The organism is Rhizobium sp. BR 362 (genome assembly GCF_036528765.1).
Lineage (GTDB): Bacteria > Pseudomonadota > Alphaproteobacteria > Rhizobiales > Rhizobiaceae > Rhizobium.
Window position 1 is genome coordinate 1 of record NZ_JARWGH010000037.1, and the last position, 20,542, is coordinate 20,542.

18 protein-coding genes and 2 pseudogenes are annotated in these 20,542 nt (G+C 57.3%); 14 read left to right on the plus strand and 6 right to left on the minus strand.

Translation table 11 applies throughout. From position 1 onward, the window contains the following. Positions 1–75: 75 nt before the first annotated feature. A protein-coding gene (locus tag QDY28_RS26460) for an IS5 family transposase (RefSeq protein ID WP_425349206.1) occupies positions 76–830 on the plus strand; the annotation gives its coding sequence in 2 pieces (ribosomal slippage) (positions 76–417 and positions 420–830; 753 coding nt in all). 140 nt (positions 831–970) lie between these two features. On the opposite strand, the pseudogene QDY28_RS31075 reads toward QDY28_RS26460, so the two are convergent. The 4 genes and pseudogenes from QDY28_RS31075 to QDY28_RS26475 form a co-directional block, all read right to left on the minus strand. Beyond that, positions 971–1,492 (minus strand): annotated as a pseudogene (locus tag QDY28_RS31075) (MFS transporter); the annotation flags it as partial. Between the two features lie 29 nt (positions 1,493–1,521). Next, positions 1,522–2,490: a class I SAM-dependent methyltransferase gene (locus QDY28_RS26465; protein WP_004125894.1), complete on the minus strand. Its 969-nt coding sequence runs from the start codon at positions 2,488–2,490 to the stop codon at positions 1,522–1,524. Next, positions 2,487–3,839 (minus strand): STM4012 family radical SAM protein, encoded by a 1,353-nt coding sequence (locus tag QDY28_RS26470; protein WP_184805572.1) that lies wholly within the window; start codon positions 3,837–3,839, stop codon positions 2,487–2,489. The genes QDY28_RS26465 and QDY28_RS26470 overlap by 4 nt, the downstream gene beginning before the upstream one ends. A 23-nt stretch (positions 3,840–3,862) precedes the next feature. Next, entirely contained in the window at positions 3,863–4,306 is a 444-nt protein-coding gene (locus QDY28_RS26475; protein ID WP_004125898.1) for a pseudoazurin, read from the minus strand. Between the two features lie 344 nt (positions 4,307–4,650). On the opposite strand from QDY28_RS26475, the gene ccoN reads away from it, so the two are divergent. The 12 genes and pseudogenes from ccoN to thiS all read left to right on the plus strand — a co-directional run bounded on the left by ccoN (position 4,651) and on the right by thiS (position 16,733). After that, positions 4,651–6,267, plus strand: coding sequence for a cytochrome-c oxidase, cbb3-type subunit I (gene ccoN, locus QDY28_RS26480; RefSeq protein ID WP_004125900.1), 1,617 nt, complete (start codon positions 4,651–4,653; stop codon positions 6,265–6,267). 7 nt (positions 6,268–6,274) lie between these two features. After that, a complete protein-coding gene (ccoO, locus tag QDY28_RS26485) occupies positions 6,275–7,006 on the plus strand; it encodes a cytochrome-c oxidase, cbb3-type subunit II (protein WP_004125901.1) in 732 nt (243 codons plus the stop codon). A gap of 9 nt (positions 7,007–7,015) precedes the next feature. After that, complete coding sequence (locus QDY28_RS26490) at positions 7,016–7,168, plus strand: CcoQ/FixQ family Cbb3-type cytochrome c oxidase assembly chaperone (RefSeq protein ID WP_028755102.1); 153 nt, start codon at positions 7,016–7,018, stop codon at positions 7,166–7,168. Between the two features lies 1 nt (position 7,169). Continuing rightward, positions 7,170–8,033: a cytochrome-c oxidase, cbb3-type subunit III gene (ccoP, locus tag QDY28_RS26495; RefSeq protein WP_004125903.1), complete on the plus strand. Its 864-nt coding sequence runs from the start codon at positions 7,170–7,172 to the stop codon at positions 8,031–8,033. A gap of 136 nt (positions 8,034–8,169) precedes the next feature. Continuing rightward, positions 8,170–9,339 carry an ISAs1 family transposase gene (locus tag QDY28_RS26500; protein ID WP_028755415.1) on the plus strand — a complete coding sequence of 390 codons (1,170 nt, stop codon included), beginning with the start codon at positions 8,170–8,172 and terminating at the stop codon, positions 9,337–9,339. 353 nt (positions 9,340–9,692) lie between these two features. Further along, on the plus strand, positions 9,693–11,267 hold the full coding sequence (ccoG, locus tag QDY28_RS26505; protein WP_120764289.1) for a cytochrome c oxidase accessory protein CcoG: 1,575 nt from the start codon (positions 9,693–9,695) through the stop codon (positions 11,265–11,267). Continuing rightward, a complete protein-coding gene (locus tag QDY28_RS26510) occupies positions 11,264–11,758 on the plus strand; it encodes a FixH family protein (protein WP_184805579.1) in 495 nt (164 codons plus the stop codon). The genes ccoG and QDY28_RS26510 overlap by 4 nt, the downstream gene beginning before the upstream one ends. Beyond that, positions 11,755–14,040 (plus strand): cation-translocating P-type ATPase, encoded by a 2,286-nt coding sequence (locus QDY28_RS26515; RefSeq protein WP_004125906.1) that lies wholly within the window; start codon positions 11,755–11,757, stop codon positions 14,038–14,040. Before QDY28_RS26510 ends, QDY28_RS26515 begins: the two co-directional genes overlap by 4 nt. After that, a pseudogene (gene ccoS, locus QDY28_RS26520) lies at positions 14,037–14,177 on the plus strand (cbb3-type cytochrome oxidase assembly protein CcoS); the annotation flags it as partial. The gene QDY28_RS26515 and the pseudogene ccoS, both read left to right, overlap by 4 nt. A 347-nt stretch (positions 14,178–14,524) precedes the next feature. Next, positions 14,525–15,205: an OmpW/AlkL family protein gene (locus tag QDY28_RS26525; RefSeq protein WP_004125911.1), complete on the plus strand. Its 681-nt coding sequence runs from the start codon at positions 14,525–14,527 to the stop codon at positions 15,203–15,205. 359 nt (positions 15,206–15,564) lie between these two features. After that, entirely contained in the window at positions 15,565–16,545 is a 981-nt protein-coding gene (gene thiO, locus QDY28_RS26530) for a glycine oxidase ThiO (protein ID WP_184805581.1), read from the plus strand. Beyond that, entirely contained in the window at positions 16,536–16,733 is a 198-nt protein-coding gene (gene thiS / locus QDY28_RS26535; protein WP_004125916.1) for a sulfur carrier protein ThiS, read from the plus strand. Before thiO ends, thiS begins: the two co-directional genes overlap by 10 nt. A gap of 409 nt (positions 16,734–17,142) precedes the next feature. Here the strand turns inward: thiS and QDY28_RS26540 are convergent, their stop codons facing one another. Continuing rightward, complete coding sequence (locus tag QDY28_RS26540) at positions 17,143–18,357, minus strand: IS701 family transposase (RefSeq protein WP_184805583.1); 1,215 nt, start codon at positions 18,355–18,357, stop codon at positions 17,143–17,145. 318 nt (positions 18,358–18,675) lie between these two features. Here QDY28_RS26540 and QDY28_RS26545 point away from each other — a divergent pair, with 318 nt between their 5' ends. Beyond that, positions 18,676–18,900 (plus strand): hypothetical protein, encoded by a 225-nt coding sequence (locus QDY28_RS26545; protein ID WP_004125917.1) that lies wholly within the window; start codon positions 18,676–18,678, stop codon positions 18,898–18,900. A gap of 153 nt (positions 18,901–19,053) precedes the next feature. On the opposite strand, the gene hemN is transcribed toward QDY28_RS26545, so the two are convergent. After that, positions 19,054–20,406, minus strand: coding sequence for an oxygen-independent coproporphyrinogen III oxidase (gene hemN / locus QDY28_RS26550; protein ID WP_004125924.1), 1,353 nt, complete (start codon positions 20,404–20,406; stop codon positions 19,054–19,056). Positions 20,407–20,542: the final 136 nt, after the last annotated feature.

Genomic DNA, 20,542 nt, shown 5'->3' on the forward strand with positions numbered 1-20,542 from the left:
CTAGGGTCCGGACCCATAATTGGCTTTCCTTGAGCGCTGAGACATGATTCATTGCCGCGACGAAAGGGCGGTGAGATGTCTGATTTCTTTTGGTTTTCCGATGCGCAGTGGGAACGGATCGAACCGCTGCTGCCAACGGATGTGCGGGGCAAGCCGCGCGTGGACGATCGTCGCGTGTTGAGCGGAATCGTCCATGCCCTGCGATGTGGTGGCCGCTGGGCGGACTGCGCCGACGTCTATGGACCGAAGAAGACGCTCTACAATCGCTTCGTTCGCTGGTCCGAGCGCGGCATCTGGGAAGGCATCTTCAGCGCACTCGCCGGCGCCGAAGATGCGCCGGAGCGATTGTTCATCGATAGTAGCTGCATCAAGGCCCACCGCTGCGCAGGCGGCGGAAAAGGGGGGCCTTGGCTCATGGTATCGGCCGCACGAAAGGCGGACGGAACACCAAGCTCCATGCCGTCTGCGACGCGAAAGGTCGCCCTCACGTCCTGCTCCTGACGCCCGGCAACGTCCATGACTGCAAGGTGGCAAGGCTGTGTATCGAAGCCCTGCCGCCCTCCGCGGAGCTCGTCGCGGACAAGGGCTATGACAGCCAGGCTCTGCGCGAGTGGCTCGACGAGCGCGGTACCGAGGCTGTGATCCCGCCACGTCGAAACCGCAAGGTCCAGTACGAGTACGACCGCGCCGTTTACAAGCAGCGCAACGTCATCGAGCGCATGTTCTGCCGTCTCAAGGATTGGCGTCGCCTCTCCACCCGCTTCGATCGCAACATCAAAAACTTCATGGGTGCCGTCGCTCTCGCCGCAGCCGTCATCTGGTGGCTGTAGTGAGTCCGGACCCTAGATACAGTTTGCCAAAAGGCGAGCGCTTGCTCGGCGACCCGACATTCGGTAGCACGACGATTACAAGCCATATAGCGACGACAGATAGGCCAATCATTGCAAGGCCTACGGCGGCGCCAACCAATCAAATGTGTAATCCACACGCCCAGAGGTACCCCCAAAAAAAGCGAGCCGCTTATTCCAAGGTACACGGAGGCTATGGCACGAGCTCGATATCTTTCCGAGACGATCTGAACTGCACAACCGACGGCGCATACCGATATCTGCGCGCAAGCCATAGCCGTGATGATCCTCGAGGCGCTTATTGGGAGCAGCCCCGATCCACCGATCACAACCGGCACATTGCTCCCTGCAAAGATTGACATGGCCGCGAGGAGCGTCGGTTTTACATCGAAGCGATAGGAAATCAGTGTAGCTATCGGCGCGAAGAACGCGTAGGTGACCGAGAACACTGAAATGAGGATACTTGCTTCGGACTCGCCTACTCCAAGGCTGCCGGCTACATTCGGCAGCACCCCGATGAAAACGTTCTCGGCCAATCCTGTGATAAACACAGCAGTAGTGAGTACGAGAATTCGATTCATACCGCCAACTGCGCTGGATTGGCCGGCGCTTGCGCGGTCTCTTTTCCACCAGCTCTGCCCCATGCTCTCATCAGTCCTCGTATGCCCTGACTTCAATCAGTTTTTTGCGGGCCGAGATGGGCTCCTGCCTCATACCGATTGGACGCCCTGGGAACAGTTTGCAACGAGATCGGCTGCGTAAAGTACTCGTACTTGCCCGTCAGCACGCCTTGCGTGAATTGAAGCGCATGCTTGCCAAAGAACCACTCTTCAACAGCATAGCCGCGGGTCAGTTCGATTGGCGAGGTAAGGTTCAGTCCGGGCATTTCGATCCGATTGACCGTCGTCGGCCGGTTGCATAACAGTCTGAGGTCCTCAACGTGGATCCCGAGCGGGATCTTTTCGAACAAATCGCCAGGCAGAGCGTCGCTGTTCGACAGGTCGACTTTGGTGAATGGCAAAGGGCCGTCGGGTCCTGCCTTTCTAGAGAGGAACTTTTCTACGGCGTGGACATGCGTCGCAATCCCGGGATGGGAATCCCATTTCGCGTAAAAATCAGAGCGTAGTACCTGCCAGTCTGCATAGAGTGAGTCGAGATCGCCCCGATCAAATGAATTCGCGTGCCGGCACTCGTACGGGACCGGATACCGGGAAGTCCCGATGATCGATGTAAAATTGTGAAATCCACCCTCGTTGGTCCGTTGTCTCAACTCGTTGATCAACGGAACCCACACATCCTTGGTCACAAAGTGCAACGACGAGTGTGCCAAAGCCAGGTCGTATCTCTCATCAGGGACGAAATCCTCGATTCTCCCTTCGATCACATCGATATTCAACGAATGTTCGTCTGCAACCGATCGCAGTTTTCTGACCGCGCTCGATGACGGTTCCAATGCAGTTACCGCATGCCCCCTGAATGCAAGAAAGAGAGCGTTCCTGCCTTCGCCGCATCCTAGGTCGACGACCATTGCGTTTCTTGGCAGTTGCTGTTCTATCTCATAGACTTCGACGCTTGGCCCGCCCATCGTCCAGACGTTGGGATCCGAATAGCCTCGTTCCCAAAACCGCTCGCTGTTTTTCATTTAGGAACGTACCTTTCTTCACGGATTTTCACGTGGTCCGAGAAGAGATGATGCGCTATCAGGTTGCTGTACTTGTAACCTTTCCGGGTCAGGGGAATGGCGCCATCGCCCCGCAAATCGATGCAGCCTTCGACTTCCAGAGCATCTATCACCTCCAAAAAATCGGCGCGGAGGTCCCGTCCGAATCGTCGTGAATAATCTGCTTCTGAAAGCTGGTTGAGCGTAAGGTTAAGTATAAAATATCTCAACCGTTCTTCGGATTCGTCTAATATAACTCCGTATTTCAGCAAATTCCGACTAGTCATCTCGAGATGTATATAATCGTCGATGGCTTTGCCGACATTCTTCAGCGCGACGGCATAGTCGAGGCTGTAGTGATATTTCCCGTTATAACTTCGCGCGCCTGCTCCGATGCCTATCATCGGAACACCGAGGAAGTCAGAGGTTTCCTGGCCGTAGGCGCTGGTGCCTTCTGGAAGGCAGGTAAAACGGGTGAAAGATTCCTGTCGATACTCATTGTCCTGCATAAAATCGACATTGCTGTCGTAGATCTCATATTTGAGGCGGTCTTCCACATATTCTTGCGGTCGAGATCGCTGCTGCTTTTGCATAGCAGTGAGCGGCCGGCTGATCGCCGGATAAAGCGAAACGGTTGTTGGCCGAAAGGACAAAATCTGCTCCAGCGAGCGCTTCCAACTTTCCGGCGTTTGACGGAAGAGGCCGTAGATCAAGTCGAGATTGAAGTTATCGAAACGCTTGCGAACTGCTTCAATGGACGAAATCGACACAGAAACCTGATATGGGCGGCCGGACGCTCTCAGTTCGACGGAATCCATCGTTTGGATTCCCATGCTGATCCGGTTCACGCCTTGGTTCTTCAAAAAATCAAGCAGTTCCCCCGACACAGTGTCGGGAGATCCTTCGACGCACACCTCGGTCGAACGGTCGATATTTGGAAAGCCATCTCGAACGGAAGAGAAAATCTGGGCCAGCCGATCGATGGGCAGGAGAGTTGGGGTTCCGCCGCCGATATAGACCGATGCGACAGATCTGTGACCGGCAAATGTTGCATAAAGGCTTATCTGCCAGCAGATCTTTTCGACATAACGTCGAATAAGATCCTCCGTGTGCCGCGTGGTCAGAAAGAGCGTGCAATAGGTGCACCTATATCGGCAAAATGGCACATGTATGTATAACGCTACCGGCGCCTGGTCGTTTGAATCCCACACATCGCTCAATCGAATGTTTTCAAGCTCTTTATATGTCCGTTTTGGGGGGTAGCTGTATACATACGCCTTGAGGTCGCCTTTGCCGATGGCTTCCCTCAAGGAATTTGCAAATGATTGCATGCTCCTTTCTCCTGCGGCCGGCACTATTCGGCAATCTGCGCGAGGTCGGCGTCAAGGCGCTTGCGCACGAGATTTGGAACGGTTGCAGTCTTGATGGCATCGAGATTGGTGGGGCTGTCGCCAACTTGAATGAGGGCCACCATGCCCAAGCTCATATGCGGCGTGCATTTCACCACATAGGCCCCGGGCATATCGAGTTTTGCGCGATATTCCTCGTTCGCTTTAGATTTGAACTCCGGTGCGCCTTTTGGGATCAAACCTTTGAACGTTTCGACATTGTGTCCCTTATCAACCGGAATAAACGTCACCGTGTCGCCTGGTGCGATCTTCGTGAAACCTGGCTCAAAAACCATTGCGCCGTCCGTGCCCCTGTTCAACATCCGGATTTGGTGGTCCGCCGCCATCAGTGGCATCGCTGATGCGGTCAGCATCGCCGTTGCGACGATCGGACAGATTTTCAAACCCATTTCTGATCTCCTTTCGCGATAGCCCGATTAATTGTCCGCCCGAAGCTTTAGGCGCGAACGGGCTGACATTCCTTGAGATCGAGCAATCTTTGATCAATTTCTACGTCAAGCCCGCGCGCCGGTGTCCATCCGCGCGCGGACGAAGTCGCTGCGGCACTCGAGGGGCGCCTCATCCGCGGGTGATCAAAGCGCAGTTGGATGCAATCAGGTGATCATCAAACAAAATCGCGGCGTTCGTTGAGAGAGATCAAGGACTGAGTGCCCGTCACGTGCGAATAGTTCCCAAAAGTGGCGAGAAAGGCGGCCGCCTTTGGCGTGGTCGTCTGTACATCGGGAAGCATGACATGAATTACACCGCTGAAACCATGCTGGTTGCGGTCGGGGCTTTTTTGGCACTGGTCGGCGCGGGGGTCGCTCATGACCAGCTTTTTGCAACCCACATGGGGATACTGTTCTTCTGTTTGCTAGCGGGCACGGTACTGCTTCTGCGGCGAATTGATTTTTCCCCCGTGACAGTGAGCGCCAAACCCAAAAACGGAGCCTATTTTGACGAGGTCATCCGCTATGGATTGATTGCCACCGTCTTTTGGGGGGTGATCGGCTTCCTGATCGGTGTCGTGATCGCCCTGCAACTTGCCTATCCGGATCTGAACGTCGCGCCGTATTTCAATTTTGGTCGCTTGCGCCCACTTCATACCTCTGCCGTCATCTTCGCCTTCGGCGGCAACGGGTTGATAATGACCTCCTTTTACGTCGTCCAGCGCACCTGCCGAGCCCGGCTCTTCGGCGGCAATCTCGGTTGGTTCGTGTTCTGGGGATATCAACTTTTCATCGTCATGGCCGCGACCGGCTATGTTCTCGGGATCACGCAGGCTCGCGAATATGCCGAGCCCGAATGGTATGTCGACATCTGGCTCACCATTGTCTGGGTCGCCTATCTTGTCACCTTTTTGGGAACGATCCTGAAGCGCAAGGAGCCGCACATCTATGTCGCGAACTGGTTCTATCTGAGTTTCATCGTCACCATCGCCGTGCTGCATGTCGTCAACAATCTCGCGATGCCGGTGTCTTTCCTTGGCTCAAAGAGCTATTCGCTATTTTCGGGCGTGCAGGGTGCCCTGACACAATGGTGGTACGGCCACAACGCCGTCGGCTTTTTCCTGACCGCCGGCTTCCTTGGCATGATGTACTATTTCGTACCGAAGCAGGCGAACCGCCCAATCTATTCCTATCGCCTGTCGATCATCCATTTCTGGGCCCTGATCTTCATGTACATCTGGGCTGGTCCGCATCATCTGCATTACACGGCATTGCCCGATTGGGCGCAGACTTTGGGCATGGTCTTCTCGGTGATGCTGTGGATGCCTTCCTGGGGCGGCATGATCAACGGTCTGATGACTCTTTCGGGCGCCTGGGACAAGATCCGTACCGACCCGATCATCCGCATGATGATCGTCGCGATCGCCTTTTATGGCATGTCGACCTTCGAAGGCCCGATGATGTCGGTCAAGACGGTCAACTCGCTCAGTCACTATACCGAATGGACCATCGGTCACGTTCATTCCGGCGCGCTCGGCTGGGTCGGCATGATCACGTTCGGCGCCATCTACTACCTGACGCCAAAGCTCTGGGGGCGCGAGCGGCTTTACAGCCTCCGTATGGTCAACTGGCATTTCTGGCTCGCCACGCTGGGCATCGTTATCTACGCCGCGGTGCTGTGGGTCGCCGGCATCCAGCAAGGCCTGATGTGGCGCGAATACAATAGTCAGGGTTTCCTCGTCTATTCCTTCGCAGAGACCGTGGCTGCGATGTTCCCCTATTATCTTCTGCGCGCCGTCGGTGGTGCTCTCTATCTGGCAGGGGGAGTGATCATGGCCTGGAACGTCGCAATGACCATCCGGGGCCGCCAGCGCGACGAAGCCGCGATCCCCAGCGCTTTCATCGCCAAGGCCGCCGAGTGAGAGAAACATGTCAATACTCGCCAAACACCAGATCATCGAGAAAAATGCCACCCTTCTGCTTGTCGGGTCGCTGTTGGTGGTCAGCATTGGCGGCATCGTCGAGATCGCGCCGCTGTTCTATCTCCAGAACACGATCGAGAAGGTGGAAGGCATGCGCCCGTACACGCCTCTCGAGCTGGCCGGGCGCAATATCTACATCCGCGAAGGCTGCTATCTCTGCCATAGCCAGATGATCCGACCGTTCCGCGACGAAGTGGAGCGTTACGGCCATTATTCGCTCGCCGCCGAGTCCATGTATGACCATCCGTTCCAGTGGGGCTCGAAGCGCACGGGACCGGATCTGGCGCGTGTCGGCGGTCGTTATTCCAATGAGTGGCACGTCCAGCATCTGTCCAACCCGCGCGAGGTGGTGCCGGAGTCGATCATGCCTACTTACGCCTTTCTCAAGGAGAGGGAGGTCACGGTTAAGGATATCGGCATGGATCTCAAGGCGAACGAGGATGTCGGCGTACCCTATAGCCAAGACATGCTGGCGAATGCGGAAGCCGACATGCGGGCGCAAGCCGATCCAAACGCAAATACGACGGATCTGCTGGCGCGATATCCGAAAGCGAAGGTCGGCGATTTCGATGGCGATGCCGCCAGGCTGACCGAGGTGGACGCGCTCGTCGCATATCTGCAAATGCTCGGAACGCTGGTTGATTTCTCGACTTACGACGATGCCACCGGCTATCGCTGAGGTGCCTCCGTGGAAACATACACTGCAATGCGTCACTTCGCCGACAGTTGGGGGCTCCTCGCACTGGCCTTGTTTTTCGTGGGGGCTATAGCCTTCACGCTCCGGCCAGGCAGCAAAAAAGGCGCCAACGAAGCCGCTGACATACCTTTAAAGGACGATTGAGATGTCGGACAAACCTATAGACGAACTCAGCGGCGTCGAAACAACGGGCCATGAGTGGGACGGCATCCGCGAACTCAACAATCCCATGCCCAGATGGTGGGTGTGGACATTCTATGCCACGATCCTCTGGGCCGTCGGCTATGCCATCGCCTATCCCTCCATACCCCTGATCAGGGATACCACCAAAGGACTGATCGGGTTCTCAAGCCGGGCTGAACTGCAGCACGAAATGAACAACGCCAAGATTGAGCAGGCTCGCCTCGATGTTCTGATCGCCGCGAAATCCGTTGAAGAAATCGATGCCGACCCAACGCTGCGTGAGTTTGCAATTGCAGGCGGCGCCTCGGCCTTCAAGGTCAATTGCGCGCCGTGTCATGGCTCCGGTGCCACCGGCGCTCCGGGGTTTCCCAATCTAAACGACGACGATTGGCTATGGGGCGGCAGTCTTCCCGCCATTCAACAGACAATCGCTCATGGCATCCGCTTCGATGCCGATCCCGAGACGCATGTCTCTGAGATGCCCGCCTTCGGTGATGTACTCGAACGCACCCAGATACGCCAGGTAGCCGCTTACATTTGGGCCTTGACCAACACAGTTTCCGATCCGGCAGCGGCCGACGCCGGCAAGCAGGTATTCCTCGACAATTGCGCCGTCTGTCATGGCGAAGACGACAGGGGAAAACAGGAGTTTGGCGCACCAAATCTCGCCGACGCGATCTGGCTTAAGGGGCGAGGGGAGCAAGCGATCATCCGCCAGGTGACCCTGCCCAAACACGGCGTTATGCCAGCTTGGTCTGCCCGGCTGGGCGAAACCACCGTGAAGGAGTTGACGGTGTTTGTTCATTCCTTGGGCGGTGGAAAATAGAAAAGAAAAATCACGAATTCACGTGCATCACAATCTTTATGGCCTGATGGCCAGGGTGCCGAACTCGGGTTAACGCGATTTCCCGCTTGCCAGAAGTCTGATTCCCTATGGCCTCGATGATTCGGAGGGCATGGTGATGAACGTTGTGGCATTGGAGGGATTTGAGAAGTCGCGATTGAAGCTGTTGCTCGATCATCTCGGTGAGATCGAGGACGTTCGCGATCCCTGGCGTGTCGCCTACCGGTTGCGGGAAGTGCTGTTTCTGGTGGTTTGCGGCACGATCTGCGACTGTGAAGATTATGATTTGATTTCGGAATGGGGCGAACAGCATCTGGATTTCCTGCGCCGCTTTCTGCCCTATGATCATGGGGTTCCGGGCGGGCGTTGGTTGACGATCCTGATGAACCGGATCGATCCGGCGCTGTTTTCGGCCGCCTTCACCGACTGGGTGCGCGAAAGCTGGCCCGACAAGCCGGATTTCATTGCCATCGACGGCAAGACCTCGCGCCGCAGCCATGACCGCGGCGCGGGCAAGGCGGCGCTACATCTGGTTTCGGCCTATGCGACGACCCGGCGGCTGGTTCTGGCGCAGGAAGCGGTCGATGCCAAGAGCAACGAGACGACGGCAATTCCGGTTATTCTGGAAAGGCTTGGCGCAAATGGCGGACTTGCCGGCGCCATCGTGTCGATCGATGCGATCGCCACCAACCCAACCATCGCCACCGCCATTGCCGGTCAGGGGGCCGATTACCTGCTGGCGGTCAAGGCCAATCAGCCGACGTTGCGCGCCGAAATGCAACGCTATTTCGAGGATGCACCGGACGGGGCGCTCAACACTGATATCGATGTCGACAAGGGCCATGGCCGCATCGAGCAGCGGTTCGTTACCGTCTCGAGCGAGACCGATTGGCTGACAGGAGGCCGGCGCTTTCCCGGCGAACTGCGCCTGCCCGGCGCAAGGACGCTGATCCGCGTCCAGTCCCGCACCGAGTTGAAGGATCGCTGCCGGTTCGATACCCGCTACTTCATCTCCTCGGCCAGTCTCGACGCAAAGACCGCCGCCCAGGCCGTCCGCGGTCACTGGCTCATCGAAAATGCGCTGCACTGGACGCTCGACGTCGTCTTCCGCGACGACCAATCCCGACTGCGCAAGGGCCATGGTGCCCACAACATGGCCATCGTCAGACACTTCGCCATCAATCTCGTGCGTGCCGTCGCCGACAAGAAATCCATCAAGCTCCGCAGAAAACGCGCCGGATGGAATACCGAATATCTACAAACAATCCTCGGAGCGCTCACCCGTTAACCCGGATTCGGTGCCCTGGCCTGATGGCGATACGGTCAGCAGTCGATCACGATCTTGTCTCTCTACGCAATGCGGTTGCGTTCGGACAGCCAGAAAACTTGCTCGTAGAACTGAAAAAGTTAGCAGCGTTTTGATTTCACTCAACGATCGCAAGCTAGCAAGCTGCTATTCTCCGGGCCTGGAGGACGTCCCTTCGTGCTGTGGCTCGTAGTTCCTCCGGGCCACACCCCCCTCCCGGAGTGTGGCTCTCCTTTTGATTGAGCCGATAGGCTTGCTTTTTCTCTCCCGGACTTGCGTCGAGAACGCTTGGTTCGTCAAATGCAGGATGAGGATCATCAACAGGATGGTATGCGATGATCCTCACCATAGCTCCCATGACAGGTGACGATCGCATCGAACGGACAGGCGCCGACGACGTTGGTGTCCGGCGCAACCGTCAGCCGCTTTATGCCGCGCGAAAGAAAGTGTTTCCAAAGCGAGCGCAGGGTCGGTTCCGGCGATTCAAATGGATCGTCATGCTGATCACGCTCGGCATCTACCATCTTTCTCCGTGGATTCGCTGGGACCGAGGTCCATATGCGCCCGACCAGGCGATTCTCATCGACCTCGCCTCTCGTCGCTTCTTCTTCTTTTTCATCGAGATATGGCCACAGGAGTTCTTCTATGTGGCCGGTCTGCTTGTCATGGCTGGCTTTGGCCTGTTTCTCGTAACGTCGGCGGTGGGGCGGGCATGGTGTGGTTATGCCTGTCCACAGACGGTATGGGTCGATGTCTTCCTTGTCGTGGAACGCGCGATCGAAGGTGATCGCAACGCGCGCATGAAACTCGATGCGAGTCCCTGGACACCGGACAAGATTGCAAAGCGGGTCGCCATACATGGCATATGGGTTCTTATCGGCGTCCTCACAGGCGGCGTATGGATCTTCTATTTCGCGGATGCGCCATCCCTTGCTGTTGCCTTATTCAAGGGCCAGGCGCCGGCCGTCGCCTATGCCACGGTCGCCCTTCTCACCTCGACCACTTACATTCTTGGCGGGCTGATGAGGGAACAGGTCTGCACCTACATGTGTCCGTGGCCCCGCATCCAGGGCGCGATGCTGGACGAAAATTCCCTCGTCGTGACCTACAACGACTGGCGCGGTGAGCCGCGCTCCCGTCACGCCAAAAAAGCCCAAGCGGCGGGCCTGGCTACCGGCGATTGCGTGGACTGCAACGCTTGCGTTGCCGTCTGTCCGATGGGGATAGATATCCGCGACGGTCAGCAAATGGAATGCATCACCTGCGCCTTGTGCATCGACGCCTGCGACGGTGTGATGAATAAGCTCGATAAGCCACGCGGCGTGATCTCCTATGCGACGCTAAGCGAGTATGCCGCGAACATGAACCTGGCGACGAATGGTGGCGCGAGCCCTGTGCAACCGCATCTCGTGCGAAACGCCGATGGCGACTTCATCGAGAATATCCAGCACTTCAACTGGCGCGTGATCTTCAGGCCGCGCGTTCTTTTCTATGCGGCTGTTTGGGCAGCGATCGGGGTGGCGATGCTCGTGCATTTGGCGCTCCGGGAGCGGCTGGAACTGAACGTGGTTCACGACCGCAATCCGCAATATGTCCTGGAGTCCGATGGATCGATCCGCAACGGCTATACGCTTCGCGTGCTCAATATGGTGCCGATGCCGAGGAGAATCGATATCCGACTGGACGGCGCGGAGGGAGCGACGATGAAGATCCCCGAACTCTCGAAGGAGGAAGGCCGGCACTTCACCGTCGATGTGGATCCGGACGCGGCCACCTCGCTCAAAGTGTTCGTCACGCAAAAGGCCAAGCCGGAAACAATCAAGGAATTCCTGTTCGTCATAGAGGACGAAAATCATGCGGATCGGGCTACGCACCGGGCCGCCTTCAACGTGCCGGGAGCGCCGAAATGAGAAGCCAAGTTATCACCGGAGGTCCCTTCACCGGCCGCCATATGCTGATCGTCATTGTTGCGTTCTTCGCCGTGGTGATCGGAGTGAACGTGACGATGGCAGTTCTCGCTTCCACGAGCTGGAGCGGGCTTGTGGTGGAAAATACCTATGTGGCAAGCCAGGAATTCAACGGCAAGGCCGCCGCCATGCGTGCTATGGCGAGCAGCGGCATTTCGGGCGATCTGTTACTGCGCCGCGATGTCATTCAGTACGATATTCATAACCGTGACGGGTCGCCGGCGGTGGTTGACGACGTGACGCTGACGTTCAGAAGGCCCGTGGGCGACCGGGAGGACTTCGCGCTTGCACTGACGAAGACAAGCGAAGGCCATTTCGAAGCGAAACATCGCATTGAGGGAGGCGACTGGATCGTGGAAACCGTCTCGCGCAGAGACGGTGTCACGGTAATGCATGAGGTTAGGCGCATCGACACGGCGGAGTTTGGACAATGACCTGCTGCACGATGGACGCGGAAAGCGTCATGACAACGAGCAATAGCTGCGCCAGTGCCGAGGAGATCGTCCTCGCCAGCCATCCGCTGGGGGAGGGCCTTCGTCAATTGGACCTCAGCGTTCCCGATATGCACTGTGGCGCTTGCATTTCGACCATTGAACGGTCCTTATGCAGGTTACCCTATGTAACGCGCGCCCGGGTCAACCTGACTGCGCGGCGGGTCAGTTGCACCTATGTCGAGCACCTTGATAATGCTGTCGTCGATCCGTCGGGTATTCTGTCCGCGATCACCGAAGCCGGGTACCGGGCGCATATTTTCACTCCCGCCGCGCCCCAGACGAATAGTCTGCGCAATCAATTGCTCTTGGCCGTTGGTGTCTGCGGCTTTGCCGCAGCCAATATCATGCTGCTCTCGGTATCGGTCTGGTCCGGTGCAGATGCAGCAACGCGAGACCTGTTTCATTGGATTTCCGCGATGATTACAGCGCCGGCCCTAATTTATGGCGGCCGTTTCTTTTTTCGATCGGCTTGGAATGCCTTGAAGAATGGGCGCACCAACATGGATGTGCCGATTTCGCTCGCTGTCACGCTCTCCTATGCCGTATCGTTGTGGGAGACGATCCATCACGGAGAGCATGCATGGTTTGACGCCTCCGTGTCGCTGCTGTTCTTCCTGCTCATTGGCCGCACGCTCGACCACATCATGCGGCAAAAGGCGCGAGCCGCGGTCAACAGCCTGGCGAGACTTGCGCCACGCGGCGCGCTGGTGATAGCTGCCGATGGGAGCAAGCGCTACACCGCGATTGAAGATATCAGCATCGGTGATCATGTTTTCATCGCTGCCGGCGAACGCATCCCCGTCGACGGCGCCGTGACCGCAGGTACGAGCGAGCTGGATCTCTCTATTGTCACGGGCGAAAGTATACCAGTTGCTGTCGCGAACAGCGCGGAGGTGAGATCTGGTGCGATGAACCTCATGGCGTCATTGACCATTCGCGCGACGAAGACGGCGCAAAACTCGCTGCTTGCGGAAACCATCAACCTTATGGAGGCAGCAGAAGGAGGCAGGGCGCGCTATCGCAGGGTCGCGGATCGTGCAGCCGGCCTTTACGCTCCGGCGGTTCATTTACTTGCGCTGCTTTCCTTTCTTGCCTGGGGCTCCCTTGGTGGAGATTGGAAGCATGCCATGCTTGTCGCCGTCGCGGTGCTGATCATCACTTGTCCTTGCGCGCTTGGTCTAGCAGTGCCGGTCGTCCAGGTTGTTGCCGCAGGCAACCTGTTTCGCCGCGGCATCATGATCAAGGACGGCTCCGCTTTGGAGCGTCTCGCGGAAATCGATGCCGTCGCGTTTGACAAGACCGGCACGTTGACGATGGGCCAGCCGCGGCTCGTCGAGATGGTGGATGTGGGGTCGGAGGAAAGGGCGATCGCGGCCGGAATTGCTGCGCATTCCCGCCATCCGCTCTCTCAGGCGTTGCTGCGGAGTGCCGGCGGCAAGGGGCAACGGTTCGACAGCGTCGTCGAGATACCGGGCGCGGGCCTGGAAGTCGAAACCGCCAGGGGGCTATATCGTCTCGGCCATATGGAGTTCGCTTGTTCGATCCCGCCCCGAGAAGAAAAAGAAGCGGATGACTCGCTCTCCGAGGTCGTTCTGTCGAGGAACGGTATCGCACTTGCCCGATTCTATTTCGAAGACACGCTTCGCCCCGGAGTAGCCGTAGCCATTCGTCAGCTCGGTCTTGCAGGGCTGCAGACGATGATCCTGTCTGGCGATCGGCAAGCCGTCGTCGAGTCGACAGCGCGGCTATTGCATGTGGATCGCTGGATTGCGGAATTGGATCCGAAACAGAAAGTGGAAGAGTGCACACGCTTGGCCGAGGCGGGCAACAAGGTCATGATGGTTGGTGACGGCATCAACGATGCGCCGGCACTTACGGCGGCGCATGTGTCGATGGCTCCCGCGACTGCGTCCGACATTGGCCGACAGGCGGCAGACCTGGTTTTCCTGAATGACCGTCTCGACGCGGTTCCGGAGGCGATCTGCGTCGCGCGGCGCGCGGCAGCTTTGATCCGTCAGAACTTCGCCCTTGCCATCGGTTACAATGTGCTCGCTGTTCCCATCGCTATCGCGGGCTATGCGACGCCGCTTATCGCCGCCGTCGCCATGTCGTCGTCTTCGCTGATCGTCGTGACGAATGCATTGCGACTCAACCACTGGAATCGGCGGGAGCAACTTAGGCATGATGGCAAACATGCAGCCTCAGCAGGAGGGTCCATATGAATATGCTGATCTATTTGATCCCGCTGGCATTGTTCATGGGTACGCTCGGGCTGGGAGGCTTTCTGTGGTCGCTAAAGAGCGGACAGTATGATGATTTGGAAGGGGCTTCGTGGCGCATCTTAGTGAGTGAGGATAATGCGCCCGAGGGGGCGCAACAATCGACAAGCGCCAGTGCAGATGACCCGACGAAACTGCTAAATTCCCAACTGCCTGGAATCCACAGACGGTCTTACACGAAGAGGTTTTTCCGAAATGACGATTCGAAACCGCGTTGAATTGCGCGAGGCTTTCTGCCCGGATAATCCAACACGTCTCATGCCAAACGTCATTCAAGTGACTGAAACGTTGCGAAATTGCCACACAAGGCCAGGGTTTGTCTGCGACAGGCAGTCCAATTTTCTTTAGTTGAGCCGCCTCAAATCCTGACGTGCCAGCCGATGTTACTGCTCCTCGATTCACGAATTTCAGATCGAAGGAGACAAGAATGACTTCCAAGGACATCATACGGGTCATCATCGCTACTGCAATATTGGGTATCGTGAGCACCGCGCACGCTGCCGATCTGACGACACCACCAAGTAGGGCTCCCATTCCCGCGGCAGCCAACAGAAACCCATGGCAGATGCGGCTGCGCGCGCTTGGTGTGATCACTACTGACTCTGGGCGCGTCGACGGCTTGCCGGGTTCGGATCTTTCCTTTTCGGACACGGTCGTGCCGGAATTCGACATCTCGTATTTCTTCACCGAGAATATCGCCGCTGAACTCATCCTGGGCACAACCTACGCTAAGGTGCATGGCGGCGGCTCGATTTCAGCGCTCGGCGAGATCGGCAAGACTTGGCTGCTGCCGCCAACGCTCACCCTACAATACCATTTCACCGACCTTGGCGCTTTTCGGCCATATGTCGGCGCCGGCCTCAACTATACGCTGTTTTACAACCAGTCGGGAAAAAGTGCTCGCAGCCTTGATGTCAAGAACTCCTTCGGTGTCGCGCTCCAGGCCGGCTTCGACTATATGATCGACGATCACTGGGGTGTGAACGTCGACGCCAAAAAGATCTTCCTAAGGCCTGATTTCGACGCCAACGTCGGCGGGGCCAACGTCAGCGGCAAGGCCAGGCTCGATCCATGGCTGCTTGGCGCGGGCGTAACCTATCGTTTCTAGGCCCTCATAAAATCGCTTGGTGTTTAGCGACTTGCGTCATCCAAGGCTCGACCAGCGTTTGGATGGCGTTGGCGTTAGTGATGCTGGGTACGTGCATGCCGACTTGGTCATCAACTTTATGAGAAGATCAAGGTCAACTCGAAGTGGAGTAACTTGAGAAATGGACAAATTCGCAAGCAAGTCACAGCACCGCCGAGCACCCAAAGAGTTCACTTGAGCCTCGTATCCAGGTGCGGCCCGAATTCTGCTCGTACGAATATCGCACGACATCGACGCCGAGGCGCAAAAGGAGGGGCTGGATTACGTAGTCGCAAATGCCCGTAAGGGGGCGATCTCTATATGCCTATGGGAGCATGACATTGCGGGTTCTCGTTAAGGGCGCCGGAATTGCCGGCCTAACAGTAGCACGTCAACTGTGCGCGCGCGGCGCTCACGTAACAGTCTCCGACCCGCATCTTGGATTCGGGCGCTCTGCATCCTGGCTCGCCGGCGGCATGCTGGCGCCCTGGTGCGAGCGGGTAAACGCCGACGAGAGAGTAATGACGTTGGGGAAAATGGCCGTGGAATGGTGGGATGCCGTCGTGCCCGGCCAAGTCATTCATAAAGGGACACTGGTCGCCGCACCTCAGCGGGATTCGGGCGAACTCGGCCGCTTTGCGGCCCGTACGTCTGGGTATGAATGGTTGGACGAAGATGGCATAGCCGAGCTGGATCCCGCCCTTGCACAGCGTTTTCGCAGGGGTCTGTTCTTCCAACATGAAGCTCATCTGAACCCCCGTCAGGCGCTACGGACGTTGAAAGAGCTGCTGTCGGCAGCAGGCGTCGTCTTTACTAGCGATGATGTGAGCGAAGACGATTTCCCCGATATCGTTGATTGCACCGGTGCTGCCCGCATCGGGCAAAGTCGCGATCTGCGCGGCGTGCGCGGCGAAATGCTCTATCTGCATACAGAGGAGGTCATGCTCGCCAGCCCTATCCGCCTGCTGCATCCTCGCTTTCCCGTCTATGTCGTCCCTCGCGGCGAAGGCCTGTTTATGGTCGGGGCGACGATGATCGAGACGGAATTCGACGGGGCGATCACCGCACGCTCGACGATGGAACTGCTGAACGCAGCCTATACACTGCATCCGGCCTTTGCGGACGCCACCGTGGTCGAAACTGGCGCCGGCATCCGCCCGGCCTTTCCCGACAATTTTCCGCGCGTGATGCGGGACGGCAGAGTCATCCACGTGAACGGCCTTTATCGCCACGGTTTTCTGCTGGCGCCCACAATGGCGGCCGAAGCGGCCGATCTCGTCTTTTCCGATCGGACGAAGCAAAGGAGTTTCCAATGCACCTGATCATCAATGGCGAAACGCAGTCCATCGCCGCTAAGACGCTTTCGCAGCTTTTGGCCGCACTCGACCATGAAGGCGACTGGCTGGCAACAGCCGCCAACGGCGAACTGGTTCATCGCGAAGATCGCGACGAACATATTTTCGCCGACTATGACAGGATCGAGATACTGACACCCATGCAAGGAGGCTGATCGTGCTCGATCTCTATGGAAGCCAGATTGGGTCACCCTGCTGCTCGGCACCGCCCGCTATCCCTCGCCAGCCGTCCTAGCCCATGCGGTCACGCGCGCCGCAGAGTCTTGATCGCATCGGGGATCGAAGGCGCGAATCGGCAGCATAGCGCTTGTGGTGATCGTCGGCTGACTGTGGAACGCGTCGCCGGTCTTCGAGAACGGGGCGGATAGTGCTGCAGTGGTGAGGGATACTCTATTGCATGCGAATCCTAACATTACAGTTGCATTTTAGTTTTCAGGTGAGCTCGTCGAGCGGCAGCCTGATGGGCGCGCCTCCAGCATGACCATGCGATGATGTAGGCTGGCTTTATGCGACGCTTGGCGAGCCTAGTGGCGATGCGCCGGATCTCCTGGACGGACCAGCGGATCAGATCTTGATGGTCGGCATCCTCGGTCTTTTTTGGGGCGTCGCACCGTTGGCGCGGTACCGGATCACCGCCAGCATAGCGAATGCGAGCATGACGAGAGAGACGTGGCGATGCCAGCCATGCCATGATCGGGTCTCATTGTGATCGAGACCGAGCTCGTTCTTGGCAGTCTCGAAGCTATCTTCGATCGCCCAACGATGGCCTTCCACCGTCACCAGCTTTTCCATGGACGTGCCAACCGGGCACCATGTGGAGAAGAAAGCAAGATCGCCATCGGCGATGTTGCGGCGGATCAGCAGTCCGCGTGTCCAGATACCGGGGAATGCCGCGTCGAAAACATCGGCGTCGAGATCGGCCAGTTCGAGATACACCCAATCATGCAACCGAGCGCCTTTGGTGCCATCGCCTGCCGACAGGCGTCTCCAGGCATTCTCAGGCAAGGCTTTAGCGATGTCCTTTGCCGTGCCAGCCACAGCAAGCGGCTTACCCCAGGAGCGGAAGGGATGGTTGGCGTTCACGCCCAGCACATAGCCCTTGGCGGCTCGCTTGAGTGCTATTTCGATGTCGCCTACGCCATAAACACTGTCGGCAGCCACCCAGGAAAATGGCGCATCCGAAGCGATCGCCCGCTCGATCATCGTGAGCGCCAATGCCGGCTTGGTCAGAAAGCTGACACTGTCGGGCACATGGGCTCTCGCCAGGCGATCCCGGTCATCCGTCCAGGCTTTCGGCAGATAGAGCGCCCGGTCGATGAAGGCATGACCATGCCGGGAGACATACGATGCGAACACGCCGATCTGGCAATTGGTGATCTTGCCCGCCGATCCAGTATATTGCCGACCAACCCCGCAGGACGCCTTGCCCTGCTTCAGAAAACCAGTCTCGTCGATCACCAGGACTGCATCAGGATCAGCCAGTGTCTCAAGCGCATAGACACGAACGATGTCGCGCAAAGCATCCGCATCCCAGTGTCCCCGGCCCAAAATCGCCTGCTGCCGCCACGGGCCGGGATCGCCAGCCGCTTCCGCGCGCATCCATCCCGTCTTGCGCCGCTCGTCACCCAGCAAGCCGTCCAGAAAAAGGTTTGCCGATGCGGCAACGCGCTCCTGCGTAAACAATCCGCTCATACGACCCTTCACCTCGCGCAGTGAGGATGCCCAAAGCTCCAGCGTCGTCTCGATTGATGCACCGATCATCCATGACCTCCGAATCATGGAGACCTATAGATTCAGACCATGGATAAATGCGCAACTGTAATGCTAAGCTGAACCAGGCGATGGATCGGAGTAAAGAGGCCTAGAGGTGCCCTAAACAACATCGCGCATTGGGAGCCGAAGCGCCGAGACACTGCACCCATGCCTGAAACGAAAAAATTTTGAACCAGCAAACAAAATGGACGCTGCGGCAAAATTCGGGATGCGTGGCTAACGACACGTCACGGTTAATCTTTTAGAAAATAAGCATAATCGCAGTGCAGTTAAGAGAGAAATGCAGGACAGGTCTACAACAAGTCAACCTTCAGGGGACGTCTCATGGAACCTCATCTACCCACAACAATACAGATCAGCGCCCCTCAACATGCCGCGAATAATCCATATCGCGTCATCGAGGGCGAGGAGGTGCTTTCCGTGGCATTCCGTGAATTCGTGCTGACGGCCGTCGCTGCCGGTTGGAAGGAGCCGGAGGTCGCTTTGACCTTGGCCGACATCGCAGATGACTACGTTATGGCTCTCGCTCGAAGAGCTGCGGCCAATTAGTATTGAGTTCCATCTGCGTTCGTCTGTGGTATCCCGCAAGATGGCTGTTAACAACTCTTCATCCAGCCGGCCGGCAAGTCGCTTAAGACGAGATGGTTTGCCGGCGGTATAACATGCCGAAGGGCTCCCGTTGCATTGTTGCAAAGAGAAACCTCAGGCCGTCTTGCTATAATGGCGCCCCGATTCCCTCACATAGGCATCGAAAGCTGCTGCAACGGCGCGGATCAGGAAGCGCCCGTCTTCTCGCAAACGAATGATGCCGCCCGCGTTTTCGATTATTCCGTCGCTCTCGAGCATCGAGAGCCTGGGGTTGCCGTTAAGAAGCGCGTGTGGGTCAAAACCGTATGTGACGGCCAACGCGGGGACGTCGACCTGCAAGTCGCACATCAGGCGTTCGATGATACTTGCCCGCAGGCGATCTTCGGCCGACAAGCGCCAGCCTTTCGTTGTGGCCAAGCGGCCGGATGCGATCCGCTTTCCGTAACGATTGGGAAGTACCTCGTTTTGAACATAGCCGCCTGGCATGCGGCCAATAGCTGACGAACCCAAGCCGATAAGTGCCTCACAAGCATCGGTCGTATAGCCCTGAAAGTTGCGATGCAATTGCCCGTCTGTCTGCGCGGTTGCTAAACTGTCGTGCGGCCTGGCGAAATGATCGATCCCGATGCGGCGGTAGCCTGCCGCAACAAGGTGTTCCGAAATTGCCTTTGCCTGGGAAATACGGCTTTGCGCATTGGCGAGAGCGGCTTCGTCGATTAGCCGTTGATGCTTCTTGAAGGAAGGTACATGCGCATAACCGAAGACTGCGAAACGGTCCGGCCGCATCTCGATCGCTGCCTTGGCCGTTTCGATGCAGGATTGAACCGTCTGGTTTGGCAGGCCATACATAAGATCGAAATTGATGCTGGCGATGCGCGCCCGGCGCAGCTTAAAAACCGCCTCCATTGTCTGTTCTTTACTTTGGGTGCGGTTGATCGCCCTTTGGACCGTCGGATCAAAGGTCTGTACCCCGATACTAGCGCGGTGCACCCCTACTTCCCCGAGAACCGTCGCCATCTCCTGATCTAGCGTCCTCGGATCGATCTCCAACGCGATTTGGGCCGAACCGGTGAACTCGAACTGCTTGTGCAGAAGCTCAATAAGCTCAAACATTTTCTTCGGCCCGATGGTCGTTGGCGTTCCTCCACCAAAATGCAGATGGTCGATCCTAACCGGCGCCCCGGTCCTTGCGGACACGAGGCGTACTTCCTCGCGCAGCATCCGCAGGTAGTCGACGATCGGTCGGCTATTGCGCGCATTCGTGGTGTGACATCCGCAATACCAGCATATCGACGGACAAAACGGGATGTGCACGTAAAGCGATGCCGCTTTCTCCAGCGAGACAGCGCTAAGCCAATTCTCATAAGTGCTATCGTCAACGTTGGGGGAGAAACACGGCGATGTCGGATAGCTAGTGTAGCGGGGTAGGCGCTCATCGCCGTATTTTTCAATAAGTGCCGATTGCATGCGAAATCCTTCTACGGAGTACTGGCTAGAATGCGGCCATTCTAGGCACACGCTTTGCATGGCTCTTTGATCTTCAACAAAGAGCGCGACGGATTTCTTTGAATTATTTTCAAAATCGCGGCGCCGAGGCAAAGGA